At 56.4% G+C, this 26,930-nt stretch carries 18 protein-coding genes; 9 read left to right on the forward strand and 9 right to left on the reverse strand.

What is annotated here, in order from left to right; genetic code table 11:
• The first annotated feature begins 79 nt into the window (after window positions 1-79).
• Window positions 80-1,726, forward strand: a complete 1,647-nt coding sequence (locus tag FDK21_RS03315) for an ATP-binding protein (RefSeq protein WP_171021931.1) — start codon at window positions 80-82, stop codon at window positions 1,724-1,726.
• Window positions 1,727-2,140: 414 nt separating this feature from the next.
• Here the strand turns inward: FDK21_RS03315 and FDK21_RS03320 are convergent, their stop codons facing one another.
• The 3 genes from FDK21_RS03320 to FDK21_RS03330 form a co-directional block, all read right to left on the reverse strand.
• The gene (locus tag FDK21_RS03320) at window positions 2,141-4,621 is read right to left on the reverse strand and encodes an EAL domain-containing protein (RefSeq protein ID WP_138147499.1); all 2,481 of its coding nucleotides are present in this window, start codon (window positions 4,619-4,621) and stop codon (window positions 2,141-2,143) included.
• 62 nt (window positions 4,622-4,683) lie between these two features.
• The gene (locus FDK21_RS03325) at window positions 4,684-5,700 is read right to left on the reverse strand and encodes a TRAP transporter substrate-binding protein (protein WP_171021932.1); all 1,017 of its coding nucleotides are present in this window, start codon (window positions 5,698-5,700) and stop codon (window positions 4,684-4,686) included.
• 279 nt (window positions 5,701-5,979) lie between these two features.
• Entirely contained in the window at window positions 5,980-6,705 is a 726-nt protein-coding gene (locus tag FDK21_RS03330; protein WP_138147501.1) for an aspartate/glutamate racemase family protein, read from the reverse strand.
• A gap of 309 nt (window positions 6,706-7,014) precedes the next feature.
• On the opposite strand from FDK21_RS03330, the gene FDK21_RS03335 reads away from it, so the two are divergent.
• The 5 genes from FDK21_RS03335 (at window position 7,015) to FDK21_RS03355 (ending at window position 11,656) form a co-directional block, all read left to right on the forward strand.
• Entirely contained in the window at window positions 7,015-8,295 is a 1,281-nt protein-coding gene (locus FDK21_RS03335) for an FAD-binding oxidoreductase (protein ID WP_138147502.1), read from the forward strand.
• Between the two features lie 43 nt (window positions 8,296-8,338).
• A complete protein-coding gene (locus tag FDK21_RS03340) occupies window positions 8,339-9,310 on the forward strand; it encodes a TRAP transporter substrate-binding protein (RefSeq protein WP_114009182.1) in 972 nt (323 codons plus the stop codon).
• A gap of 91 nt (window positions 9,311-9,401) precedes the next feature.
• A complete protein-coding gene (locus FDK21_RS03345; RefSeq protein ID WP_138147503.1) occupies window positions 9,402-9,929 on the forward strand; it encodes a TRAP transporter small permease in 528 nt (175 codons plus the stop codon).
• The gene (locus FDK21_RS03350) at window positions 9,926-11,221 is read left to right on the forward strand and encodes a TRAP transporter large permease subunit (RefSeq protein WP_138147504.1); all 1,296 of its coding nucleotides are present in this window, start codon (window positions 9,926-9,928) and stop codon (window positions 11,219-11,221) included. Before FDK21_RS03345 ends, FDK21_RS03350 begins: the two co-directional genes overlap by 4 nt.
• Window positions 11,222-11,230: 9 nt before the next feature.
• Entirely contained in the window at window positions 11,231-11,656 is a 426-nt protein-coding gene (locus FDK21_RS03355; RefSeq protein ID WP_138147505.1) for a universal stress protein, read from the forward strand.
• 90 nt (window positions 11,657-11,746) lie between these two features.
• Here the strand turns inward: FDK21_RS03355 and FDK21_RS03360 are convergent, their stop codons facing one another.
• The 3 genes from FDK21_RS03360 to ptsP are packed head-to-tail and all read right to left on the reverse strand — an operon-like array spanning window position 11,747 to window position 16,988.
• Window positions 11,747-13,525 (reverse strand): PTS fructose-like transporter subunit IIB, encoded by a 1,779-nt coding sequence (locus tag FDK21_RS03360; RefSeq protein ID WP_138147506.1) that lies wholly within the window; start codon window positions 13,523-13,525, stop codon window positions 11,747-11,749.
• A 16-nt stretch (window positions 13,526-13,541) separates the two neighbouring features.
• Window positions 13,542-14,495: a 1-phosphofructokinase gene (pfkB, locus tag FDK21_RS03365; RefSeq protein ID WP_138147507.1), complete on the reverse strand. Its 954-nt coding sequence runs from the start codon at window positions 14,493-14,495 to the stop codon at window positions 13,542-13,544.
• Window positions 14,496-14,516: 21 nt separating this feature from the next.
• Window positions 14,517-16,988, reverse strand: coding sequence for a phosphoenolpyruvate--protein phosphotransferase (gene ptsP, locus FDK21_RS03370; protein ID WP_138147508.1), 2,472 nt, complete (start codon window positions 16,986-16,988; stop codon window positions 14,517-14,519).
• 651 nt (window positions 16,989-17,639) lie between these two features.
• Between ptsP and FDK21_RS03375 the strand changes: the two genes are divergently transcribed.
• A complete protein-coding gene (locus FDK21_RS03375) occupies window positions 17,640-18,854 on the forward strand; it encodes an ROK family transcriptional regulator (protein WP_138147509.1) in 1,215 nt (404 codons plus the stop codon).
• 79 nt (window positions 18,855-18,933) lie between these two features.
• On the opposite strand, the gene FDK21_RS03380 is transcribed toward FDK21_RS03375, so the two are convergent.
• The 3 genes from FDK21_RS03380 to FDK21_RS03390 all read right to left on the reverse strand — a co-directional run bounded on the left by FDK21_RS03380 (window position 18,934) and on the right by FDK21_RS03390 (window position 24,038).
• Window positions 18,934-22,038 carry an efflux RND transporter permease subunit gene (locus tag FDK21_RS03380; RefSeq protein WP_138147510.1) on the reverse strand — a complete coding sequence of 1,035 codons (3,105 nt, stop codon included), beginning with the start codon at window positions 22,036-22,038 and terminating at the stop codon, window positions 18,934-18,936.
• Between the two features lie 11 nt (window positions 22,039-22,049).
• A complete protein-coding gene (locus FDK21_RS03385; RefSeq protein WP_114009173.1) occupies window positions 22,050-23,255 on the reverse strand; it encodes an efflux RND transporter periplasmic adaptor subunit in 1,206 nt (401 codons plus the stop codon).
• A 180-nt stretch (window positions 23,256-23,435) separates the two neighbouring features.
• Window positions 23,436-24,038: a TetR/AcrR family transcriptional regulator gene (locus tag FDK21_RS03390; protein ID WP_114009172.1), complete on the reverse strand. Its 603-nt coding sequence runs from the start codon at window positions 24,036-24,038 to the stop codon at window positions 23,436-23,438.
• Between the two features lie 371 nt (window positions 24,039-24,409).
• Between FDK21_RS03390 and FDK21_RS03395 the strand changes: the two genes are divergently transcribed.
• Window positions 24,410-25,996 (forward strand): acyl-CoA synthetase, encoded by a 1,587-nt coding sequence (locus FDK21_RS03395; protein WP_138147511.1) that lies wholly within the window; start codon window positions 24,410-24,412, stop codon window positions 25,994-25,996.
• Window positions 25,993-26,868, forward strand: coding sequence for a hypothetical protein (locus FDK21_RS03400; RefSeq protein WP_138147512.1), 876 nt, complete (start codon window positions 25,993-25,995; stop codon window positions 26,866-26,868). The genes FDK21_RS03395 and FDK21_RS03400 overlap by 4 nt, the downstream gene beginning before the upstream one ends.
• The last annotated feature ends 62 nt before the right edge of the window (window positions 26,869-26,930 follow it).

Raw genomic sequence — 26,930 nt, forward strand, 5'->3', positions numbered from 1 at the left:
ATTGGCTGTCAAAATGAAAATGCACGCCCAGGAAACCAAACTTTGGGCGGGAGCCGGTTTGCTGCGAAGCCAGGTCCCGATGACCGGTGACGTTTGGCTGCAATTTGTTGACGGGCTTAGCCCGAGCCACCTGCAAAAAGGGGTTGAGGGTTATGGCTATGCCGGGCTGATTGGTTCGAGTGAGGCCGGACGCGCTCTGGCTGGCCAGACGTCGGGCCAATCGGTGGACCGGGAAGTGGGTGACAAGCTTGCTGAGAAAGCCGGACAGTCCGTAAACCTGTCACAAAAATTCACCACAACACGATTTGCTACATCCTTCACCGATGGTGATGCGGTTGCTGTCGGGTCTGACCTCTGGTCAAATCTGGCTTACCGCGAGGCAATGGCTCGGGCGCGCGACAGTGGCAAGCTTGCCATTGGCAATGCCGAGACCAGCAGCATGGCAGGCCGTCGGAACCGTTTCACTATGTTTGTGCCAGTTTACCAGAGGGGCACCGCAGCGGACGGATTGGCTGCGCGGCGTCAGAAGCTTCAGGGTTTTGTCTTTAGCCCGATTGATGGGCTGGATTTCTTCGATGGACTTGGCGTGGTCACCGCAGAGGGGATTGATTTCGAGGTTTTTGATCGCAGCTCTGATGGCCTGTCCCATCGGATTTATGGCAGCGATCAGGCAACCGCCGACAAGGTGGAAATGTCAGGATTGGATACCATCGTCAGACAGGTCGAGATGGGTGGCAAACAGTGGACACTGACCTTTGCTGCCACACAGGCCTTCGTGACGAGAGCTGAACGCTTCCTGCCGCTTCTGTTTGGCGTGATCGGTATGCTGATTTCACTGCTTCTTTATCTGGTCACGCGGTCGCTGGGCAATGAACAGCATCGTGCATTGATCACGGCCCGTCGCATGTCGCATCGCTTGCTGGTCGAAAAGGACCGGGCTCAAGCCTCCGCGGAGACAGAAGAGCTGTTGCGTGAAGGCTTTGAGAAGGCTTGTCGGAAGCTGCAGGCAAAGAATGAGGATCTGATGCGGTTTTCTTCGATTGTCGCCCATGATCTCAGAGCGCCGCTCAAACGGATCGAAGGGTTTGTTGAACTCTTACGAGACGATCTGGACGCCGATATGAATGAGACGGAAACGAGGGATGTCATGACGCGACTCCAAAGGTCGTCGAGTCGGATGCGGAACATGATCGATTCCTTCCAGAACTACACCAAGTATGGCAATCCGAATTTCAGTCACTTTCCAATCCGCCTCAATGTGATGGTGCAGAGTCTGCTGGACATGAAAGAAAACGAACTGAAATCCGCGCATGTGTCGTTTGATATCGATGAGCAACTCGAGATCTATGCGGACACACATATGATCGAAACAGTCTTTTCCAATCTGATCGACAATGCGGTCAAGTTTGCCGGTAGCAACAAGGCGAAGATCCGGATCTCTGCATCAGAGCTTCACAATGGAATGGTCGAAATTCTGGTGAGCGATCATGGGATCGGCATTGAACCGCGATATTACAACAAGGTGTTCGAGATGTTTGCGCGTCTTCATAACGATGATGAATATCAAGGCACAGGCATTGGGCTCGCCGTCTGCAAAAAGATTGTCGAGGATCATGGCGGGGAAATTTCGGTTGTGACCATGCCGGGCGCCAAGACCAGCATTCGTTTTACCGTCGCGTCCTACCAACCGGCGAGCAATTGCGTCAGCGAAGCGATTGCGGCCTGATTCATCCTTCATGTCCTAGAAGCATGTGATCGTATCTTGCAAAAGCGGCCCGACAGGATTTGTCTCCTGTCGGGCCGCTTTTTATGATGGGCTGCGTGAGGCCCAGTTGGAAAATAGTCCGGTGTATCAATCTGCTGGGGGGAGAGGCTGCGATAATCCTCTTTCGCCGGATTGGTGATATTGCGTTGGCCGCCAATGCCGTGCAGGAAGCTGCAGAGCTGGTCAGTCACACCAGTGAGATGGTGTTTGAGATACCTTCGATTGCCAATGATATTAGCGAGGTCGTGAGCCCCAGCGCCCCTGTGTCCATCGCCCCTGTGTCCATTGCCCCAGTGCCTCTGTGCCCATGTCGGCGAAGTCAAGCAGAAGGCTCCCCGTTTCGAATTCTCGAAAAGGGGGCTCGGCGGTTTGGCGTTAACTGGCTATGCGGCCTCGATATTCGGTCATTTCCAGAAAGTCCATCAAGGCATCTGCGTGCATGGCCTTGCTGAAGACAAATCCCTGCACTTCGCTGAAGCCTTCGCTCTCGATTGCTTTCAATCGCTTTTTGTCCTCAACCCCTTCTGCGGTGCAGTCAATGCCCAATTCACGGCTCAGACCGACAATCGCCCGGACAATGGCCAGAGAGTTGTCATCATTCCCCATGGCTTTGATAAAGGAACGGTCGACCTTGATCTTGTCGAACGGGAACATCCGCAAATAGCTCAGCGAGGAGTAGCCGGTACCAAAGTCATCAAGGGCAATACGGACTCCCAGATCATGCAGACGTTTGAGCAGCTTGATGTTGGCTGCGTTGTCGTCGAGTAGAACCGTTTCAGTGATTTCAAGCTCCAGACGCTGCGGCTCCACCTGATACTTGTTCAGCAGGTTGCTGACGGTGTCATAAAGCGTCTCGTCATTCAGCTGAATCGGCGACAAATTGACCGCTACCCGGATGTCGTCTGGCCAGTTGGCTGCTGTTTTGAGCGCTTCTTCCAATGCCCATTCTCCAAGGGTGTTGATGAAGCCATTTTCTTCTGCCAACGGAATGAACAGGGCAGGGGAAACCGCGGTGTCATCCATCGGGTTCCAGCGCATCAAGGCTTCAAAGGAGCGCACTTCGCCGGAATCTGTGTCGATGATCGGTTGATACTGCATCTGGAATTCAGACTTGTTGAAGGCTTCCAGCATGTATTTTTCCAGCGACTCTTTCGCCCGGATGTCTTCTTCCAGTTTGGTGGTGAACATCGCAAAGCACTTTCGGCCCATATTTTTGGCATGATAGAGCGCGATGTCGGCCGCCTTGTAGATGCCGTCGGTGGTTTCACAATGGTCAGGCGCAATGGCTATGCCGATGCTGGCTGCGGCAGAGACAGTTTGTCCTTCCAGAATGAAGTTCTCTTCGAGAATTGCCAGAATGGCTTCTGCCAGCGTCCTGGAGCTTGCATGAATGCCATTTGAGTGGTGGATGATGGCAAACTCATCGCCGCCCAGTCGGAAGACCAGATCGCCCGGCGAGCAAACTTTCTGCAAACGTATGGCGACCTGTTGCAGCAGTTCATCGCCTGCCTTGTGGCCGAGGGTGTCATTGATGGATTTGAAGCGGTCGAGATCCAGCACCATAACGGAAGCGGCTTCACCGTCTTTGGCCCGTCTGATGACGTTTTCCAGCGTATCTGCAAATAGGTTGCGATTGAAAAGGCCGGTTAGGGAATCGTGATGGGCCATATGCAGAACCTTCGCCTCTGCATTCAGGCGCTCCGTGATGTCCTTGTGGATCGAGACCCAGCCTTCAGAGGTTTTCTGGATGGTCACAGAAATCGCTCGACCATTGTCGAGGCGCCAGGTGTGGGCAAACGACTGGTTGGACCGCACCTTGGTGATGAGATCATGACAGGACATCTCCTCGCTGGCGCCATCGAGATTTTTCCGAATCTTTGCTCCGATCAGTTCGCAGTATTTCTGGTTTGCTTGGTCATCCGCCTGATCAAGCTCATAGAGCTCGTTGAATGACTGGTTTTTCAGAATGATCCTGAAATTCTGATCAAAAATGCACAGGCCGACAGGCATGTTGGAAAGCACCGCATCGAGGCGCTTGGCTTCGCGTTCGACAACTTTTGACAATTCAAGCCGCCGCTGGGCAACCTCCTGATAGGCTTTTGTTGCATTGGTGATGACGCCGATTTCGTCCTTTCTGTCCGGAAAGTCGGGAATGCGGGTCAAATAGTTGCCTTCCGTGAGGCGTCGCAATGTCGAACTCAGATTCAACAGCGGATTGCTGATCCGGATGGTAATCCAGCGCAGCAAGGCAATCAATGTGAGGAGCAGGAGGATGAAACTGATCACCATCATGCGCTTGGACTGGTTGATGGAATCGCGATGGGCCAAGTTGGCCTGCGCATGTTCGCGGTTGATGGTCTCAATCGACGACTCGATCTTGGCGAGGGCCCGTTTCAGCGAAGTCTTTGCGGTTTTGTCAAACCGGGAATAGGCGATTTTATACTGCCCGGAATTCAACTTGTTGAGCGCGGTCGCCGCTTCCATCAGATAGGTTTGCATGTGATTTTGAAACGCATCGTAATCGTCGCTCTCCCTGTTGGTCAGGCCCAAGCTACTCAGGGAAACTTGTTCCACAAACAGGCTGAGTTCGGTCTCCTTGATCGCAGTCTTGATCCGCGCCAACTCCCGGAAATCATTGGTTTGCAGTTGTTGTTTGGACAGGACAAAATGCTGATTGCTGAGCGCCTTGATGTCGTTCCATATCTGACGTTTTGGTACGATGGAGGTGGTTACCAGCTGCGCGATCTGTTCAGTTTTTCTCAATTCCATGAATGTGAAAACGCCGCCACAAAACACCACGGCGAGCGCAAGAGCGAATGCCAGAAAGAGCCGTGAACCAATGGAATGAATTTTCATTTTCAAACTGACGCTCCTTATGAAAGCGTGTCGTAATTCGATGTGGGCGCGCCATTTGGGGCCTATTGCAGGAAGCTGAACCGGCGCCACATTGCATAATTTTTGCGAAATTCGATGTAGGAGTCATAGACCCGTTTAAAATTCGGAGTGTTGGCAGATTGCTCTGCGGCCACTTCCAGCCAGGCATCTTCAAAGGCAACAAGCAATTCCGGCTCCCAGCGTTTGAAGATGACACCATCCATACGCAACTGGTTCATTGCCCGCCATTGGACCGCTTCACTCTTGGCGATCATGCCGCGCATGACATCACCGCAGGTGATTTCGATCATCGCCTTATGCTGATCTGGCAGGGCATCCCATCTGGTCTTGTTGATGAACAGCATGAACAGGGTGGCCTGCTGCTGCCAGCCGGGAAAATAGTAAAATTTGGCATATTTGGAAAAGCCGAGTGGTTGGTCGATTGCCGGGGCAGAATATTCGGCAGCGTCGACTTCTCCCGATTCAAACGCGGTCATCAGGTCGGTGGATGTCAGTTGCACAGTTTCGACACCCAGCTTTTGCATGACCATTGCGCCAAGCCCGAAAATCCGCATACGAAGGCCTGACAGGTCCTCAACATTGCGGATTTCCTTGGGAAACCATCCTGCTGCTTCAGGGGAAATCATGCCACAAGGCACATTGTGCACGTTGTATTTGTGAAACATCTGACGGGAGAGGTCGAGACCGCCCCCCTCATAAAGCCAGGCGAGATATTCGCTGATGCTGGGACCAAAAGGGACACTGGAGAAAAAGTTGAAGGCGCTGTCCTTGGAGGAGAACCAGCCTGCACCGGACCAGGCACCATCAATCTTGCCCTCAGACACCGCAGAGATCACTTCCTTGGCGGGCGCCAGCTCGTTGGGTTCGTGAAAGGCAACAGAAAAGGTGCCGCCTGACAGGCGATCGATCTTTTTTGACAGGCCTGTATTGACGGTTCCTGCAATTGGAATGTCGCGCGGAAAAGTGCTGGCGATGTTGATCGTGGTTCTGGTTTCTTGTGTTTCTGCTTGCGTTGTCCCCGTTGCAAGCAAGACCATCATAAGTGTGGCAGAAACAAATAGACTTCTTTCTCTTAAGCAGGTCATGCCAAAACGCCCCCAATGCGCTTCAAAATCTGACCGCGACTATGCCTGCTAAGAATGAAGAATTCGTGCTTTACTTGGATATTGATGAAAATTCTAATTGATTTGATTAAACGGAGATTAATTCACTGTGGTATAAAACTTAATTGACGTGTTTTGTATTTATATACATGGATGACTGCTTTGATTTCGGTTTCTTTGTTGGTCGTGAATTGTTGAGGTTGACAAAAGGGTGTTCTATTTTGGGCGTAACAAGCCAGCTGCAAAGCTTGGACAGGTGACGGCGTCCAGCAACGAGTAGACCGGAAGGCCCGTGGCCTGATGCAATGCCTGCTGGTAGGGCGGCAGGTTGCCGCATTCGAGCAAAAAGGCCTGAAGATCATGATGCTTGACCATCATGCCGCGTGCCTTGGCGATCAGTTCTTGTTCGATCGCAGGCCGGTCGATGGGCCCCGTCTGTTGGCTTTTGGGACGCAGAATCGCATTGGCGAATGCTTGGCATTGTTCCAGCCCCTCAATCACAACGTCATCCTTGTTAATGCCTGCGGCCAACAGGGCGGTGTCGCCGAGGGCCGTTTTGGAGGCGGTCAGAATGCCGATGCGCCCTGAAGGGTGATGCCGCTTGATCCGTGCATAGGAGCATAGAGCCGATAAAAGCACGGGGATCGTAACGGCGCGGGCAAGTTCGTCCTGTATGGTGATCAGGAAGCCACAGGTTGAGGTGAGGGCGGCTGCACCTTCGGCCTCCAACTGACGGGCTGTCTGAATGAATGCCTCAATATGGGCGTCGGATGGTTTGCCGTCTCTGACGATTTCAAGGCTTCCTGCGCCCTTAACAATCGCCAGTCGGGCCGGGAAGGGATAGGATGCCGGATTGCCTGCATCCCCCAAGGGGCGCTCGAACCGGGTATCGAGCATGAGGATTCCCAGAAAGGGCGCAGTGGTGTGGGTCGGGTCGGTCATTTCTTTGGTCTGCTTTCTGTCGCGTCAACCAATAACATAATGATGTTGGCTTGATTGTTTCAACGAAAATGCAACAGCCTGCCTGTCTGGCGGATCGGACCCCAGTCTAAAATCGCTCAGACATCGGTTTCGGAATTGATAGGAGATCTCTAGCGAGAACTACCTAGGCTCTTGGCAGGTCGTTCCGGCAAATTGCCGCAAAGCGATAGTAAGTGCGGAGTTTTGACGGAATTTTGGGCAAATCGCCACAAATTGCATCTTGGGTTTTTGTCACAAACCTGCGACTGTTCTGGTCAAGGAGCATCGGTGATGACAGAATCTGTTCTTGTTTGTGGCGCCGGCATGGTCGGCACATCCATCGCGTTGGAGTTGCAGCGCCGGGGCATGAAGGTCACGCTGCTGGATCGGCGCGAGCCGGGGCTAGAGACTTCGCACGGCAATGCGGGCATCATCACCCGAACCTCACTGGTTCCGATCAACAACCCCATGCTGTGGCAGCAATTGCCCAAATTGATGCTCAATCAATCTGCGTCGATGCGCTACAAACTTGGCTTTATGCTCAAGAATACCGGCTGGGCGATCCGCTTTTTGTTGCATGCCCGACCCTCGGCGTTTGAGCGGACAGCCAAGGCTTTGTTTGATCTGATTGAATTGTCCCGAAGTGAGCATGCCCGTCTGATCAAAGAGGCTGAGGCTCAGCATTTGGTGCAAGATGATGGCTGGTTGTTCCTCTATCGCAGCATGAAGGATTTCAACAATGCGGCCTTTCTGCGCCAAACCTATCAGCGCTTTGGCCTTGATATGCAGATGCTGGAGAAGGGTGATATCGCGGCGATGGAGCCGGGTCTGAAGCCGATTTTCGAGCAAGGGGTGTGGATCCGCGATACCCGCTCGATCCGCGACCCTTCGGCTCTGGTGCAGGCCTATGCCAAATTGTTTGTGACGCGCGACGGGACCCTTGCAAAGGCCAATCTGGCAGCCATCGAACAGAGTGCCGATCGTTGGCACGTCAAAGCGAGCGATGGAGAACACTTTTCCGCGGACAAGCTGGTGATCGCGCTGGGGCCATGGTCGAAGGACTTTTTGGCGCGCTTTGGTTTCCAAGTGCCGATGGGCTATGAGCGCGGCTATCACATGCATTATTCCGGTTCCGGGCGTGGTGAGGGGACCGACGAGGTGACAGAGCTGAGCCGTCCGATCTATGATGTCTCTGCGGGCTATGTGTTGGCACCGATGCGCGGCGGCTTGCGGCTTTGCACCGGCGTTGAGTTGGCAGACATTGATGCCGAGAAGAACTTTGCGCAACTGGAGCTGGCCGAGGCCTCGGCCAGACAGGCGGTGACGCTCGGCGAACGGCAGCTTGACGAGCCATGGATGGGATGCCGACCCACTATGCCCGATTGCCGACCGGTGATCGGGGCAGCTCCCGGTCAAAAGGACTTGTATTTTGCCTTTGGCCACCAGCATATTGGCGTCAATACCGGTCCGGGAACGGCCAGAATCCTAGCCGACCAGATAGAAGGTCGGGAGCATAAACTGCAATCCGAACCGTTTCGTCCAGAGCGGTTCATTCGTCCAAGAAAACAATAATCACCATCAATCATAACCTTCCAATAATCAGGGGAACATTTTCATGAAAGTCAAACTTCTTCTTGCTTCTGTTGCTTGCACTGCACTGATGGGGGCGTCTGCCCAAGCGGAAAAATGGGATATGGCACTGGCTTATTCGGCGACCAATTTCCATTCCGAGGCTGCTGCTGAGTTTGCCAAAGATGTGGCTGAGAAAACCGGTGGCGCGCTGGAAATTACCACCCATCCATCAGGTGCCCTGTTTGGTGGCTCCGAGATTTTCGGTGCCGTCCGCAAGGGTCTTGTGCCGATTGGCGAGCGTCTGATTTCGGCTTTGGGCAATGAGAATCCGCTCTATGAGATTGACTCGATCCCATTCCTTGCGACCTCTTTTGCTGATTCCAAAAAGCTCTACGAGGCCTCCAAACCGGCTCTGGTCGAGACTCTCGCCAAAGCACGTATCGAGTTTCTCTATTCTTGCCCATGGCCACCACAGGGTTTTTATTCCATCAAGGAAGCCAAGGTTCCTGCGGATGTGGAGGGCCTGAAGTTCCGTGCCTATAATGCCACCACCTCGAAAATTGCCGAGAGTCTGGGCATGGCTCCAACCAAAATTGAAGCGGCTGAACTGAGTCAGGCCTTTGCGACCGGTGTTGCGCAGTCGATGATTTCGTCCGGCGCCACCGGCTATGACCGCAAGCTCTGGGAGCATGTGAAATATTATTATGATGTGAAAGCATGGTTGCCGCGCAACATGGTCATCGTCAATGGCAAGGCATGGGCGCGTCTGGATGATAGCGTCAAAGCCGCGGTCAAGGAAGCGGCGGCCACTGCCGAGGCCAAATGCTGGACCAAATCCGAAGAGCTGGACAGCTGGTATATCGAACAGTTCAAGGAAAAAGGCATGATGGTTGCCCCTGCAAGCCCAGACATGATGAAGGCGTTTGAAAAAGCGGGCAGTGAGTTGAAAGCCCAGTGGCTTGAGCGGGCCGGGGAGTCCGGTGCGGCTATCCTGAAAGCCTATGAAGGCATGTAAGACAATGGATGGGAGGGCCTATTGGCTCTCCCGTTTTGCTTTGCAGTCGCCCTTGGCTTGCTGAAATCAGTCTTAATTCAGGATTTCCATCATGGCTCAGATCAGCCGGTTTCTGGACCGGATCTATCTTATCGGTGCATGGGGCGCCGGGTTGTTGCTCGTTCTGCTGTGCGGTCTGGTGCTCTATAGCATCCTTGCCAGACAGATCGGCCTGTTTGCGGGCGGTGCGTCCGACGTTGCGGGCTATGTCATGGCGACAAGCACCTTTATGGCGCTGGCCTATACCTTCCGAAGTGAGGGGCATATTCGCGTCACCCTGATGACCCAGCGCTTTTTCGGGGCCGCTCGGCGTGGCTTTGAATTGTGGGCGCATTTCGTCATTGCCTCGGTCGCCTGTTTTCTCGCCTATTACATGGTTCGTCTGATGCTGGATTCGTATGAATATGGGGAGCGTAGCGAGGGCGCGGATGCGATCCTGTTGTGGATCCCGCAGACCCCTGTGGTGATCGGCTCGATCCTGTTCGCTATTTCCACCATTCATGTCTTGATGATCGCCCTGTTCAACTATCGCGAAATCGACCCGGAACGGGTGGCTGATGGAGGGCCGCAAGAGGTATGACCGAAGCGCTTTCCATTGCCATCTTCCTGTTTGCCCTGTTTTTCCTGCTGGGAACTTCTGTCTGGGTGGGGGCGTCTCTTCTGATCACCGCCATACTGGGCATGTTTCTGTTCACCTCGGCCCCGATTGGGGACGCAATGGCGCTGACCATCTGGGGGGAGCAGTCCTCCTGGACATTGACAGCCTTGCCTTTGTTCATCTGGATGGGGGAAATTCTGTTCCGCACCAACCTGTCGGAAACCCTGTTTCGCGGCATTGCCCCCTTCATGCGGCGTCTGCCCGGTGGGCTGCTGCATGTGAATGTCGGGGCCTCGGCGATTTTTGCGGCCATTTCCGGCTCGTCGGCTGCGACCGTTGCCACCGTCGGTAAAATGGCGATCCCGGAGCTGCGCAAGCGTGGCTATCCGGAAACCCAGATCGTCGGCTCGCTGGCCGGGGCTGGCACGCTGGGTCTGTTGATCCCGCCTTCCATCTCAATGATCATTTATGGCGTGACGGTCAATGAGAGCATTGCGCGTCTGTTCATGGCGGCAATGATCCCGGGCGTGGCTCTGGCCTTGATGTTCATGGGCTATATTGCCTTTTGGGGTCTGCGCAATCCCTCGCTGGTTAAGCAAGATCCGTCGACCAGCTGGTCTGAAAAAATGGATGCTTTCCTCGGCCTGTTGCCGGTGATCGCGCTGATCCTGTCTGTGATTGGGTCGATCTATGGGGGGATCGCTACCGCAACCGAAGCCGCAGCCCTTGGGGTGTTGGGATCGCTCATTCTGGCGGCGTTTCAGCGGACCTTGTCGATAAAGACGTTCCGCGAGTCTGTGTTGGGCTCGGTGCGGACGACGACGATGATCATGTTCATTCTGATGGGGTCGGGCTTTCTGTCCCTTGCCATGGGCTTTACGGGCATCCCGAAAGCGCTGGCTGAGGGCATCGCCGCATGGCAGCCTTCGCCTCTGTCGCTGATCATCATCCTGACTTTGTTTTACATTCTGCTTGGCTGCTTCCTTGATGGCATTTCCTCCATCGTGCTGACGATGGCGGTGATCGAGCCGATGGTGCGGGCGGCGGGCTTTGATATGTTGTGGTTCGGGGTCTATTTGATGATCGTGGTCGAGATGGCCCAGATCACCCCGCCGATTGGCTTCAATCTGTTCGTGCTGCAAGGCATGACCGGGCATGATATCGGTTTCATCGCCAAGGCCTCGATCCCGAGCTTCTGCGTGATGTGCCTGTTTGTCGTGTTGCTGGTGATGTTCCCTGATCTGGCGCTCTGGCTGCCAGAGATTTTGAAATAGGAGGGCACTATGGCAGGGACCATTCTGGTCGCGATTGATCTGGAGCATCGTGATTGCGCCATCAAGGCGCTCAAGGAAGGCGACGAGATGGCCCGCCTGAAGGGGGCCGAGCTGCATGTCTGCTTCGTGCTGGCTTATGGCTTTCACACCTATGTCCAGCCCTATTTGATGGAAGAAGTGATCAAGGACACGATCAAGCATGTCAAAGAGGATCTGAAATATTTGGTCAAAGAAGCCGGGCTTGATAGCGATACAGTCGTTCAGCATGTGCTCAAGGGTGGAGTGCATCAACAGATCCTGTTGCTGGCTGAGAAGCTGAAATGCGCCTATCTGGTGCTCAATGCCTCAAAGCCCGATGCGTTGGCTGGGGTAACCGGACCTGTGACGGCGCAGATTTGTCGCTATGCCCCCTGCAGCCTGCTGATCATCCGCTAGTCTGTCGCACCGCTTCTTGCGATCCAAACAAAAAGGCGCCCCGAATGCTCGGAGCGCCTTTTCTCTTGCTTGTCGTTTGCTGATTTCGACTTATTCTGCAGGGACAGCAGCTTCGTTGATCGGACGCTTCAAGGCAATCAGAAGGGCCGTGGTGATCAGTGTGCCGATGACGATCGAGAGGATATACATGGGCAGGTTGCTGACCGCATTCGGGATCGCCAGAACGAAGGCTCCGCCGTGTGGTGCACGCAGGCCTGCGGCAAAGAACATCGACAGGGCGCCGGTGACCGCAGAGCCGATCATGATGGATGGGATCACCCGCAGTGGATCTTTTGCAGCGTAAGGAATAGCGCCTTCAGTGATGAAGGAGAGGCCAAGGACGGCTGCGGCTTTGCCAGCTTCACGCTCATCGTCGGTGAAGCGGTTTTTGGCAACAACGGTGGCCAGAGCCAAACCCAGAGGAGGGGTCATGCCAGCGGCCATGACGGCAGCCATTGGGGCAAAGGTGTCGCTGGTCAGCAGGCCAACCGAGAAGGCATAGGCGGCTTTGTTGACCGGGCCACCCATATCGAAGGCCATCATGGCACCAAGGACAAGACCGAGCAGCACTGCGTTGGTCTGACCCATGCTCTGCAGCATGGCGGTCAGGCTTTCGTTGATGTAACGAACCGGTTCGCCGATGACATAGACCATCAGAAGGCCGACAATCGCGGTGGAGAGCAATGGCAGAATGAGGATTGGCATCAGGCCTTCAAGGGATGATGGCAGCTTGATATTGTCTTTGAGCCAAAGGGCCACATAACCGGCAAGGAAACCGGCCAGAATGCCGCCAAGGAAGCCTGCGCCAAGATTGACGGCCAGCAGGCCACCGATCAGGCCGGGGGTGAGGCCGGGACGGTCGGCGATGGAATAGGCCATGAAGCCAGCCAGAACCGGAACCATCAATTTGAAGGCAGCGCCGCCACCAATGGCCATCAGAGCGGCAGCAAGGGTGCCTTCTTCTTTAAAGGCTTCGATGCCGAAGACGAAGGACAGGGCGATCAGCAGACCACCGGCCACCACGACGGGCAGCATGTAGGACACGCCGGTCAGAAGATGCTTGTAAGGGCCGCTGCGTTTGGCCTGAAGGGCGGCCTTGGCTTCGGCGACAGACTGCATGGAGCCTTCGCTGCCGGCTGCAGCAGGGGCTGCGGTTTCGGCTTCTGCAAAGGCTGCCTTGATGACGGCGCTTGCATCCTTGACCGAGGCGCCGACCGAGGTGCGATAAATCGGCTTGCCTGCAAAACGGCTTTCGTCGACATGGGTGTCGGCAGAGATGATCACCAGATCAGCGGCCGCGATGTCTTCGGCGGTCAGCTGGTCTTTGGCGCCAACGGAGCCTTGCGTCTCGACTTTGATGTCATAGCCTTCAGCGGCGCCCTTTTTCTTGAGGGCGTCAGCGGCCATGAAGGTGTGGGCGATGCCCGTTGGGCATGACGTCACAGCGACAATGCGCTTTTTGGATGATTCTGACGTAGACACGGCTTCCTCCTGCTTCGAATCACGCGTGTTTGGGGCCGGAAATCCGGCAATTTTCAGTGCGTCCGAGAGGATGTCTTCGGTCTTCCGGATCGCGGCACTGGTTGTCGTAATGGTGGTCTTCAGGCCCTCAAAGCGGGTCTGATCAATGCTCTGGTCGATGGCGAGGATGGCGAGATCCGCGCTGTCGATCTGGTCCTGTGAGAGCGGGGTGGTGACCCCGTTCGGGCCCTGACATTCGATGCTGATGGAATGGCCTGCATCCTCTGCGACTATGCGCAGGGCTTCTGATGCCATTCTTGTGTGTGGCTCGCTATCGCGATTGGCCGTTACACCGACAATCTTTGCCATTGTCGTTTGTCTCCTCTCAAAAATCCAAAGGCTCAATGGTCACTTGCGTGGCAAAGGCCTCGATTGTGTCACGCGGGGGCAGATGCGGCCCGATTTCGCCGAGCGCTCCCAGAGAAAATCCTGTTGCCAGACGGCCAAGGTCCGCGAGGGAAAAGCCCTTGCTCCGGGCATCAATGATGCCGGATACCATGGCATCGCCTGCTCCGACCGTGCTTTTGACGTTGGCCTTTGGCGGCTGGGCCAGCAGCACTTCATCCTTGTTGATGAAGATGGCGCCTTGCTCGCCCATGGAGACGGCGATCAGTTCAACCTTGCCTGCGGTTGCTTCGCGGGCCGCTGCCACCACCTCTTGAGGGGAGGAAAGCGGGCGACCAACCAGTTCGGCCAATTCGCTGATATTGGGCTTGATGATGTCGGGTCCGGCTTCCAAAGCCGCCGCGAAGGACGGGCCGCTGGCGTCAAGCGCGACTTTTTTGCCCTTGGCTTTGAGGTGTTCGGTCAGGTCGCGATAGATGGTGGCGGGCAGGTCGGCAGGCAGACTGCCAGCCAGCACAAAGGTCTCGACACCTGCCGCACACAAAGCCTCAATTTGGGCTTCAAGCTCGGCGAGGGCTGCTTGACTGTTGGCAAGGCCCGGCGCGTTGATGTCGGTGATTTCGAGTTTCACCCCGTCGACGATCTTCATATTGACGCGGGTCAGACCAGGCAGGCGGACAAAGTGATCGGCGATGGCCTGACGGGCAAAGAGCTGCTCGAAAATGCCCGCATTGTCAGCGCCCAAAATGCCCGTGGCAGCGATTTCGTGGCCCATATGGGAGAGGAAGCTCGCCACATTAACGCCCTTGCCGCCCGCATCGAGCTGCTGTTCGGCAATGCGGTTGACGTCGCCTGCGGCGAAGTTTGGGATTTGGACCGTCTGATCAATCGCCGGATTGAGGGTGACGGTTGCGATGGTTGGATGCTTGCTCATGATTTGATCCTCCCGCTTTCCTCAGCCAAGCTTACGGACATCGGCGGCGCTGTGGCAGCCTAGGGCCTGATAGGCAATCGATTGGGCTTCTGCCATCGAGCGGGAGCGAATGCGGGCCTTGACCGCAGCAATCGCAGGGATGCTGACGCTTAGTTCCTTGACGCCGAGGCCAGTGAGGATGTCGGCGCCGAGCGGATCGCCCGCAATGCCGCCACAAGCACCCACCCAGATGCCGGCGGCATCTGCGGCTTCGACGGTTTTGCGGATCAGGCGCAGAACAGCCGGGTCGAGCCCGTCGGCCATTTTCGCCAATTGCGGATGCATCCGGTCCATGGCCAAGGCATATTGGGTCAGATCGTTGGTGCCGATGGAGAAGAAGTCGACCTCACGGGCCAGTTCTTCTGCCATCATCACGGCAGATGGGATTTCGATCATCATGCCGATTTCGATTGGCTCGGCCCCTACCTCGATGCGGACCTCTTCGGTGATCCGTTTGGCAGCCCGTAACTCGTCAATCGTCGCGATCATTGGATACATCAGACGCAGCGGGCCGTGAGCCGAAGCTCGGAAAATGGCACGCAATTGGCGGCGGAACAGCTCTTCCTGCAAGAGGCACAGGCGGATGCCGCGCACGCCGAGGAAGGGGTTCATTTCTTCGGGCATGCGCAGATAAGGCACATCCTTATCGCCACCAATATCCAGTGTGCGGACAATTATTGGCAGCCCATCCATGGCTTTGAGCATGGCGCAGAGGGCTTCATATTGCTCGTCTTCGTTCGGCTCTGACGCCCGCTGGAGGAACTGGAATTCGGTGCGCAGCAGGCCAACGCCTTCGCCGCCCGCTTCGATGGCGGCAGAGGCCTCGTCGACGCTGCCGATATTGGCAACCACTTCCACCCGGCTGCCATCTTGCATGATGGCTGGCTGGTAGCAGGCCAGCCGTTCGGCTTCGATCTGGGCGGCATGAAGGTGTTGGGCCTCTGCAGCGGCCTTGTGATCCGCATCAGTTGGTGCGGCAACGAGCAGTCCCGAAGAGCCATCGAGAATGATGTCGTTGCCATCCTGAAGGGACAGGCAGTCCTTGCCAGCGCCAACCACGGCGGGAATGTCCATGGAACGCGCAATGATGGCAGTGTGGGAGGTTGGACCGCCCGAGGCCGTGCAGAGGCCAAGAACGAGTTTGGTGTCAAGACCTGCCGTGTCAGACGGGGTCAGGTCGTCGGCGATGAGGATGACCGGGCTGTCTGGCAGATCCGGATCGTCTTCCACCTTGTCGGCCAGCAGCTTGAGGAGGCGACGGCCCACATCGCGCAGATCGAGCGCGCGGGCGGCGAGGATTTCCTCTTTCATAGCAGCCAGCGAAGCGGCATGTTCTTGATAAATCTGCTGCCAGGACCAACCGGCACTGTGGCCCATGTCGATCAGCTTGCGCACTTCGGCGATCATTTCCGGATCGTCGAGAAATTCGGTCTGGGCCTTGAAGATGGCGGCTTTGCCAGCGCCGGATTTGTTGAGCATGTCGGTATAGAGCTCGGACAGTTCGGTGCGAGCCGCTGTCAGCGCAGCATCAAGGCGAGCCTGCTCGGAACCACTGTCATTGGCCGCTTTCTCCTCGACAACAATGCGCCCACGCTGAAAATGCTTCAGCGGGCCGATTGCAATGCCGGGGGAGGCGGAAATGCCAGCAATCACCGTGCCTTGATACTGCGCGACAGGGTGGGGACCCATAGAAGCGGGGGAGGCTTCGCTTGCGGCTTCTTCTTCGTCTTCAAGTCCATTTTCAAAGGCGGTCTGGATGGCGGCCAGCGCCTTGATGGCATCAGGCCCTTCGGCGCTGACACGGATGGTTGAGCCGTGATCAATGCCGAGCTTTAAAAGGCCGATCAGGCTTTTCGCGTCGCCAGCCTTCATGCCGTTGCGGACGCGGATATTGGCGTCAAAGCTTTTGGCAAGGTCGATCAGGGCCGTGGCCGGACGGGCATGCAGGCCGTGCGGGCTGGTGATGGTATAGTCAAAGCCTTCGTCGAAATCTTCTGGCCTTTCGGTCGGCTCATCGGCTTTGACGACGTTGCCTCCAGATAGGCGCATGGCGATTTCGCTTGCATCCTTGGTCTGGGCAAGGCGGGCTGCTTCTTCGGGGTCACCAAGCACATCGGTCAAATTGGAGAGGACGGTCAGATGTTCGTCGCTTTTGGCGGCAATGCCGACCACCAGATGGGCCAAGCCGCCGTCATTCCATTCAACGCCTTCGGGCAGCTGGAGCACGGCGACGCCGGTCTCAAGGATCAGCTCGCGGTCTTTGGGAATGCCGTGGGGGATGGCAATGCCATTGCCAAGGAAGGTGTTGGCGACCTCTTCACGGGCCATCATGCTCTCGATATAGCCCGGCTCGATATTGCCCGACTTGACCAGCAATGCACCAACCTTGGCGATGGCTTCGGCTTTGGTTGCGGCCGTGGCGCCGATCTCGATTGCTGATTCCTTGAACTGCATGCTGTCCTCCGATTGTTCCCGTAAGAGCGCCTTACTGGCTGCTGTCCTCTTCGCTGCCACTTTCCTTGCAAGATCTGTTTTGCAGGTCTGCAGGCTGGCGGGATAATAAATCTACTTATATGATTTATTAGGCAATTGATATTTGATTCTGATCAAAATTTCATCGATACAACGGAAAAAGAAGTCGGTTTGTCATGAAAACTCCATAAGTCGCGTCCATGAAAGCGGTTTTTACGGAGGATTAAATCCATAAAAAGTGTTAATTGTTGTGCGTAGAAGCGCAGATGCTAGGGGGATTTTCGCCGCAGGATGAGAAATATGCCTCGAATGAGTGCGCTTTGCGTCAGCTGGTTTGAGAATCTATCCGGAGAATGTCGGTCAATAAGTCTTCTTAATTTAATTATTTGATCTGTTTCATGGATTATGGAAAAATCCAGACCTATCATGCCCCGGCTTGTCGTCTTTCAGCACGGACGGGGCATTTGGGGGGACTTGTTCAAGTCGCTGGAATCATATCCAAAAGCCTGTCGAGACGGCATCGCACATGCTTTGTTCGATCGACGGTGCGTTCAGAGACTTGAGACGTTGCAATGAAAAAGACACGGCCCACTGGCATCTGTTTGATGTCGTCACAGGTTGAGGCCGGGAGGAATGGTCAAATTGGTATCCCGTTCAGGCCGAACCCGCGGCTCCGCAGGGGGCTTCAACCAGCGCAAGGTCAGGGCCTATAATGAACGGCTCGTGCTGTCGCTGATCAAACGCCATGGGGCCTTGGCAAAATCCGAAATTACCAAACGCTCCGGTCTTTCGGCGCAGGCGGTGTCGGTGATCATTCGCGAGCTGGAAAAGGACGGCCTGTTGCTTAAGGGTGACCCTGTGCGTGGGCGCGTCGGGCAACCTTCGGTGCCGATGGCGCTCAATCCGGAAGGGGCCTATTCCTTTGGTTTGAAGGTGGGGCGACGCAGTGCCGATTTGGTGCTGATAGATTTTGTCGGCTCCACTGTTCGGGCAATCCAGATCACCTATAGCTATCCGATGCCGGACATGGTGCTGGCCTTTGCTGTGCAGGGGATCAAGGATCTGGTACAGGCGATCGTGGAAGAGGGGCGCGACAAGATTGCCGGGATCGGCATTGCGATGCCCTTCCATCTGTGGGACTGGGAAGAGAAAATTGGCGCACCGGAAGGCACGATGGCGGTCTGGAAGGATTTTGATTTCGCCGAGCAGCTTGAGGAGCGCGCCGGATATCCAACTTTCACGCAGAATGACGGGACGGCGGCGTGCGGCGCGGAGATTTCCTTCGGACGCGGCATCGAGTTCAGTGACTTTCTCTATATCTTTGTCGGCACCTTTGTTGGTGGTGGCATAGCGCTCAACAATTCGATCTATTCCGGTCGCACCCGCAATGCCGGGGCGTTGGCCTCTCTGCCACTGCCAGAACCTGGAGCAGAAGAGGCACAGCTGATCGATTATGCCTCGCTCTATTTCCTTGAGGCAATCCTCAAGGAGCGGGGGCTGGATCCGACCCTGTTGCAGCAAAGCTCATTTGACTGGACAGAGTTGGGTGATGTGCTGGAAGAGTGGCTCGACAAGGCTGCCCATTATCTGGCGTTGGCCATTGCCAATGCGACCGCGATCCTTGATATCGAGGTGGTGATCATCGACGGCACGATGCCGGCCAACATCCGCGAGAAGCTGATCGACAAGGTGCGCTTGGCGCAGGAGCAAAAAAGCTGGAGCGGCATTGCAACACCGGTGATCCTTGAGGGCAGCCTCGGTGCACCGGCTCGGGCGTTGGGGGCGGCAAGCCTGCCGCTGCTGGTGCGCTATTTGCTCGACCAGAATATGCTGCTGACCCATATGTGAGGCTTCGGCCTGATCCGGATATGAAAAAGGCCCCCTCCAATCAAGGAGAGGGCCTTTTTCGTGCCAAATTGCGTCGCTGTTAATCCGCAGGGGCTTCCTTGAAGGGAGCGATCTTGCGGATCAGGACATAGAAGAGTGGCGTGAACAGGACCACCAGAATGGTGGCCGCGATCATGCCGCCGAGCACGCCCGTCCCAATTGCCTGACGGCCCGCAGCCCCTGCACCCGTCGAGATGACGAGTGGCAGGACGCCAAGCGAGAAGGCGAGAGACGTCATGATGATCGGGCGGAAGCGCTGCTTGGTTGCTTCCACCGCAGCGGCGAGTGCCGTGTCTCCCAGTCGTTGCCTGTCTCGGGCAAATTCGACGATCAGAATGGCGTTCTTGCCGGTGAGGCCGATGGTGGTCAACAGACCCACCTGGAAGAAGACGTCATTGGCGTGACCGCCCAGATAGGCCGCAATCAACGCACCGAGCACACCCAGCGGCATGGCCAAAATGACCGCCATCGGAATGGCCCAGCTCTCATAAAGCGCCGCAAGGGACAGGAACACCACCGCCAGAGACAAGGCATAGAGCAGTGGAGCCTGATCGCCCGACTCGCGTTCTTCGAGCGACAGCCCGTTCCAGGCAATGCGGTAGCCCGGTGGCAATTGCGCGGCAAGGCGTTCGACTTCCGCCATGGCCTCACCGGTCGAAACGTCCGGCTTTGGCGCGCCCTGTAACTGCAGAGCGGGCACACCATTGTAGCGATAGAGCCCCTGTGCCCCGAAATTCCATTTGCCATCGGAGAAGTTGTTGAATGGCACGAAACCACCGGATGCATTGCGGACACGCCAGTCTTTCAGGCTTTCCGGCGTGGCACGGGCATCGGCTTCACCCTGAATGATGACGCGCTTGATGCGGCCACGATCAAGGAAGTCGTTGACATAGCGACCTGCCCAGGCAACCGACAGCAAGTTGGATACGTCGGCAGCCGAAACCCCCATCGCCCCGGCGCGCCGCCAGTCGATGTCGATCTTGTATTGGGCGGCATCTTCCAGACCGCTGGGTCGGATCGAGCCGATCAGCGGGCTTTGGGATACCATGCCCATCAACTGGTTGCGGGCATTGGTCAATTCTTCATGGCTTTGGCCATCGCGAGCCTGCAGATAGAAGTCAAAGCCCGAGGCGTTGCCCAACTCGATAACGGCAGGGGGAACGATCGGGAAGACCATCGCCCCCTGTACCCGCATCAGGGCACCAAAGGCTTTGCCTGCTTCGGCCTGCACACTATTTTGCGGACCGGGACGCAGTGACCAGTCTTTCATCCGGACGAAGGCCATGCCGGCATTCTGGCCCGAACCACCGAACGAGAAGCCGACAACCGAGAACAGCGACTGGACATTGTCTTGCGCCAGAAAATGCTGTTCGGCTTGTTTGACCACACCCAGCGTATGTTCTGCGGTGGAGCCGGAAGGGGCTTGAATGAGGGCAAACATGATGCCCTGATCCTCGTCCGGCAAGAAGCCGGTCGGGGTTTTGTCAAACAGCCAACCCATGCCGCTGGACAGGCCCAGATAGATGATGACAAACAGCACCGGAAGACGGGCAACCCGCCCTGCTGCGCTGGCATAACCATTGGTCAGGCCGTTGAAGCCGCGGTTGAACAGGCCCGTCAGACCGCGATCCTTGGCACCATGCTTGACGGGTTTGAGGATGGTGGCGCAAAGGGCTGGCGTCAGGGTCAAGGCGACCACGACCGAGAGGAACATCGCCGAGACGATGGTGATGGAGAACTGCTTGTAGATGACGCCGGTGGAGCCGCCGAAGAAGGCCATTGGCACAAACACCGCCGAGAGCACCATCGCGATACCGATCAGGGCGCCGGAAATCTGTCCCATCGATTTGCGCGTCGCGTCGCGCGGGGATAGGCCTTCCTCTTCCATGATGCGTTCCACATTCTCCACCACGACGATGGCATCATCCACCAACAGGCCAATGGCCAGCACCATGGCCAGCATGGTCAGAACGTTGATGGAGAAACCAGCTGCGGCCAGCACGCCGAATGTGCCGAGCAGAACGACAGGTACAGCGAGGGTGGGGATGAGGGTGGCCCGTAGATTCTGCAAGAAGAGCAGCATCACCAGGAAGACAAGGCCAATGGCCTCGAACAAGGTTTTGACCACTTCCTCGATCGACAGCTCGACGAAGGGAGTGGTGTCGTATGGAATGGTGTATGTCACGCCCTCGGGGAAGAACTGGGACAGTTCTTCGATCCGTTCCTTGACCAGACGGGCGGTGGACAGGGCGTTGGCGCCGGAGGCCAGCTGAACGGCCATACCAGAGGCTGGCTGGGCATTGTAGCGAGCGATTGCACTGTAATTCTGGGCACCAATTTCGACCCGTGCAACATCACGCAGCAGCACCAGACCGCCATCTTCGTCAGCTCGTAGAACGATCTGTTCGAAATCTTCCGGGGTCTGAAGCAGAGACTGGGCCGTGATGGTGGCGTTCAATTGCTGGCCAGCAGGGGCCGGGCGCGAGCCGAACTGACCGGCGGTGATCTGGGCGTTCTGAGCGGACACCGCATTGAGAACATCCGATGGAGCCAGTTCATAGGCTCTGAGCTTGGCCGGGTCGAGCCAGATGCGCATGGCGTAAGGCGCACCAAAGACGCGCACCGAGCCAACACCTTCCAAACGGCTGATTTCGTCGACAATGTTGGAATTGAGATAGTCGGACAGGTCTGTCTGTTCCAGTTTGCCGTCTTCGGAAATCAGACCGATGACCATCAGGAAGCCGGCGGAGGATTTCTGAACGCTTACACCCTGTCGCTTTACGACATCGGGCAGCAGAGGGTCGGCCTGAGAGACCTTGTTCTGGACCTGAACCTGCGCAATGTCAGGGTCGGTGCCTGTCTCGAATGTTATGGTCAATTCGGCCTGACCGTTGGCAGACGAACTGGAGGACATATAGCGCAAGCCATCAAGGCCCGTCATCTGCTGTTCGAGAATCTGGGTCACGGTGCTTTCGACCGTCTCGGCGGAGGCGCCGGGATAGGTGGCTGACACCCGGACGGATGGCGAGGCGATCTGCGGATATTGCGATATCGGCAGAGTGAAGATGGAAAGCACGCCGATGCCCATGATCAGAAACGAGATCACCCAGGCAAAGACGGGCCGGTCAATGAAGAAACGTGCCATGTTCGGTTCCCTTATTCTGCCTTGGATTTGGCATCGGAATCAGCCTCGGGCGCCCCTTTGGGGGCTCCGGCCTGCGGTGCTGCCGGAGCCGCTCCCGCTTCCTGAGGGGCAACGGTGGCACCCGGACGGGCTTTGGCAAAGCCATCCACCATCAGGCGGTCACCTTCCACAATCCCTTCGGAAACGATCCATTGGTTGCCCTGATCCTGTACGACGGTCAACGGACGTGGCTCGATGACATTGTCCTTGTTGACGACCCAAGCCATCGGCTGGCCCCGGCGGTCGCGCATGACAGCCTTTTGCGGCACTTTCGCACCCTGTTTGACCATGCCCTGTTGCAGGCGGACGCGGACATACATGCCCGGAATCAGCAAGCGATCAGGATTGGCAAATTCCATACGCAGGGTCAGAACACCGGTCGCCTGATCGACCTGCGTGTCGGCGGCGGCCAGCTGGCCCTTCAATTCGTAGGTTGATCCATCGGCCAGAATGAGGGTGGCTTCACGGTTGTTGCTGTCTTTGTCCTTGTTGGCGCGTCTGAAGGCCAGAATTTCTGCAGCGGACTGGGTTACATCCACATGCACCGGATTGACGGTGCGGATGATGGCCATGGCAGAGGCTGACGAACTGGAAACCAGTGCGCCCTCGTTGATCTGTGAGAAGCCGATGACGCCTGCGAGCGGTGCCTTGATGACGGTGCGATCAAGGTTGATCTGGGCGCTTTTCAACTCGGCCTGAGCGGACTGAACCTGAGCTTCAGCCGATTTGCGGCTGGCAATGGTGGTCTCAAAGGCCTGCGTGCTGACCAATTTGCGTTCAAGCAGCTGGTTCTGGCGGGCCTCTTCAGCCTTGGCCAGAGCCAATTGGGCTTCGGCCTGTGCCAACTGGGCTTTTGCACGGCTGACCTGCGCTTCATAGGTGGCCGGGTCAATCTGATAGAGTGGATCGCCGACCGCCACGAGATCGTCTTCGTCAAACAGGCGCTTGGTAACAATCCCCTGCACCTGCGGGCGAACTTCGGCCTCGCGGGACGCAGAGACGCGACCCGGCAGGGTAACGGTGAGCGGAATGTCTTCAAGTTTGATGGTCTGGATGGTGACCGGAGACGGAGGCCGCTGTCCGCCGGGAGCTTGGGCCAGTGCTGGGAATGCCAAGGCCAGCATGGAGGTGGCGGAGGCGGAAAGAATCAATCGGCGTATCTGTGAGGAAAGGGCCATTGTTTGTTCTCGCATAGGGTTGTTCGGTAGACGCCGGGCCAAGCTGCTGTGGTTGGTTGGGAGCCAGACAGCAGACATTTTGTGAGGCTGTTCCCGCGGTCTATTGCATTTGTTCTTGGTTGCTTGCTTCTGCTGGATAGCGCCGAGATCATACGGCCTGTTTCCATCAGAGAGGCTGTTTCATTTGTCCGGTTTGTAGAGGGCCATGAACATTGTCACGGCGTCGTCAATGATCTTGTTAATTTGCTCGTCTGAGGGCAGGTCTGTGCCCGCCATCAATTGCGGCCAGTAAAGAAAGGCCTTGATGGATGCCATAAATTGCGTGGCGGCGTAGCCCGCATCGGCTTGTTTCAGTTTTCCGGCCTGCATCGCCTCGGCGATGAGATTGGTAAAGGGGCCTTGTCGCACCCGGTCGCGCTCAAACAGGCGGCGGCTCATTTTCGGGTTGCGAATGAATTCGGAGGTCACCACCCGGGCCAATGCCAGATGGTTGCTGTCTTCGATGAAGGGTAAATAGGCCATTGCGGTCTTGCGCAGTTGGCTTTCGATTGACGTTTCGGGATCATGTTCAGCAATTTGGAAGCATCTTGCATCGGCCAGCAGCTTGTCGATGATCGCGTCGAACAGAGCTTCCTTGCTTTCAAAGTGATTATACAGGGTGCGCTTTGAAACCGAAGCCAGCTCGGCAATGCGGTTGATCCGTGCGGCAGCAAAGCCGATTTCACCGAATTCAACCAGTGCAGCGTCGAGGATATCCTGTCTCTTTCGGTCTTTGAGCTTCAATCAGTCATTCTCCAACAGTCATTCTCCAAAGAATGTAAACACAAAGGTTTACTTTTTGGTTGGGCGATCTCTATGGGTACACCAATCAGTTTACAATTTAAAGAGCAGAAATGCGAAATTCTCAGAAATGGTGATTGCGGCCTTTCTGTTCAGCACGGCCCTTCAATCGTGACCGGAAAGTACGAAAGATGTTTGACAGGTCCGGAGCTTTTGGCGATGGTTGGCTTTGTAAACAAAATCAATCCTTTGTCCGCGTGGGAGGAACGCACGGAGAAGGGATCGGCCAACGCATCCCGAGGCAAAAGACTGCAACAAGCATTCATCCTGGGAGCGTGTTTGCCGGGCGATGCTATCAGGGGGAGAAGACGCGCATGAGCGCCAACATACGCATGCCATGGTCAACCAGAACGATGAATCTGGCCCATTATGTTGAACAGCAGGGACGCCGCCTGCCGAACAGGCCAGCCTTTGTCTGGGGGGAGACTGTCTGGGACTGGCAAGCCTTTGATGACCGGGTCAAGCGGATGGCCGGCGTACTGGCAGAAACCGCTGGTGTGCGCAAGGGCGATCGGGTGTTAATCCAGTCACAGAACTGCAATCAGTTGTTTGAATCCTTCTATGCCTGCCTGCGGTTGGGTGCCATCTGGGTGCCTGCCAATTTCCGCTGTGCGCCGGGGGACTTTGCTTGGATGGCGGAATTGTCCGGGGCCAAGGTGATGCTGTGCAACGCGGCCTATCCAGAGCATGCGGCGATTGACGCTCCAAACATCGAGACGCGATTGTCGATTGGGGCGTCGGACTTCGGGCCGGATATTGAAAGCCTGATTACGCAATATGATGGCGAGGTTCCGCCGCTTGCTGCGGTTGATCGCGATGATCTCTGCTGGCTGTTTTTCACCTCAGGGACAACGGGGAAGCCAAAAGCGGCAATGCTGACCCATGGGCAACTGGGCTTTGTGATCAACAATCATCTGGCCGATTTGGTGCCTGGGATCACCCCTGAGGATGCGTCCATTGTGGTGGCTCCCCTGACCCATGGCGCAGGGCTGCATCAAATGCTGATGGTGGCGCGCGGGGCAGCAACGATCCTGCCTGCGGCTCCCGGCTTCGATGCGGGAGAAATCTGGTCTTTGATTGAGACTTGGCGGGTCTGCACGATGTTCACCGTGCCGACGATCCTGAAAATGATGGTCGAAGCGCCCCAACTTGCGGATCATGATCAAAGCAGCTTGCGTCATATCGTTTATGCGGGCGCTCCGATGTATCGCGCCGATCAGATCACCGCTTTGGAGGCGCTGGGGCCGGTGATTGTGCAATATTTCGGTCTTGGGGAGGTGACGGGCACCATCACCCAATTGCCAACCTATGAGCATAGTGTCGGGGCTGACATGCGTGTCGGGACCTGCGGTTTTGCCCGCACGGGGATGCAGGTGGAAATTCTGGGGCCAGAAGGTGAGCCGCTGGTCGCCGGGGAGACGGGTGAAATCTGCGTACTTGGCCCGGCGGTCTTTGCTGGCTATTGGCGCAACCCTCAGGCCAATGACAAGAGTTTTCGCGATGGCTGGTTCCGAACGGGCGATCTGGGGCATATGGATGAAGCGGGCTATCTCTATATCACCGGCCGGGCGTCCGACATGTATATTTCTGGCGGCTCCAATATCTATCCGCTTGAGATTGAAGAGAAAATTCTGGAGCATCCGGCGGTCACCGAGACCGCGATCTTTGGCATGCCGGACCCGAAATGGGGCGAGATTGGCGTTGCAGTCTGCACCCTGACACCGGGTCATAGTCTGAGTGCCGAAGAGTTGGAAACCTATCTCCGCGCCCATGTGGCGAGCTATAAGATCCCCAAACAGTTCTATTTCTGGCAGGAAATCCCCAAATCCGGGGTGGGCAAGCTGGCCAAGCGTTTGATCCGGGCAGAGCTTGAGCGGCGAATCGAGGCTGGCGAGCTATGAGGTCGGTGCCGCGCTCAGTGACCCATCCGGGTTCGAAGGAAATCGAGCGTCTGCCTTTTGCCCTGTCGAGGGGGCGGGCGGTGACGCTGGCTTTGCGAGGCGGTCAGGATCTCCAGTCGGCCATCGCTGCGGCTCTGTCCGATGTTGGCCTTTATAGCGGCTGGTTGGAGCTGGAGACTGCATCGGTGGATGCTTTGGCTTATGTCATTCCGGACAAGGCACCCACGGCTGAGACCGTGGCATGGTATTCGCAAACGCACCACCTCAGGGCACCGGGTCTCATTCATCATCTGGGGTTGGTGGTAGGACAGGCGGATGGCGGTTTGTTTCTGCATGGCCATGGCTCATGGTCCGAAACTGATGGCGCGACGCGGTTCGGCCATTTGCTGTTTGCCGAGACCATGCTGGCGCAAGATGTCATAGCGTGCGGCTTTTTGCTGGATGATGCCTGTTTTGAACGATTGCCCGATGCGGAGAGCAATTTTTCCCTGTTTAAGCCCAAAAGTCTGTCGCAGCCAGCGTCGAATGAAGCTGATTTCGCGTTGTTGCGGATGTTGCCCAATGAGGATCTGGCGTTGGGGCTTGATGCGGTTTGCGCTCGGCTTGGCTGGCGGCAGGCGCGTGTCCATGGGCTTGGCAGTCTGGTCGGTGCGGATTTTGAAGATGGGCGATTGCTTGACTCATTTGCCACGGAGTTTGTCATTCGTGATGCGCTTGCTCATGGTCCCGGAATGACGGATCCCGGTCAGCACAGTGGCCCGGAGATTGTCATTGTCGGCGAAGCGGGCGGGGCAGGTCTGCGCGGACGGGTAACACGTGGGGCCAATCCGGTTCTTGTGACCGCCGAGATCCTGCTGCAACGTCTCTTGTGAGGCGGGCGTGAAATGAGAATGAAGGCAGTTCATGGTGTGCGGCGTCCATCCATTGCTTGAAG

The organism is Cohaesibacter sp. CAU 1516 (assembly GCF_005771485.1).
GTDB lineage: Bacteria > Pseudomonadota > Alphaproteobacteria > Rhizobiales > Cohaesibacteraceae > Cohaesibacter > Cohaesibacter intestini.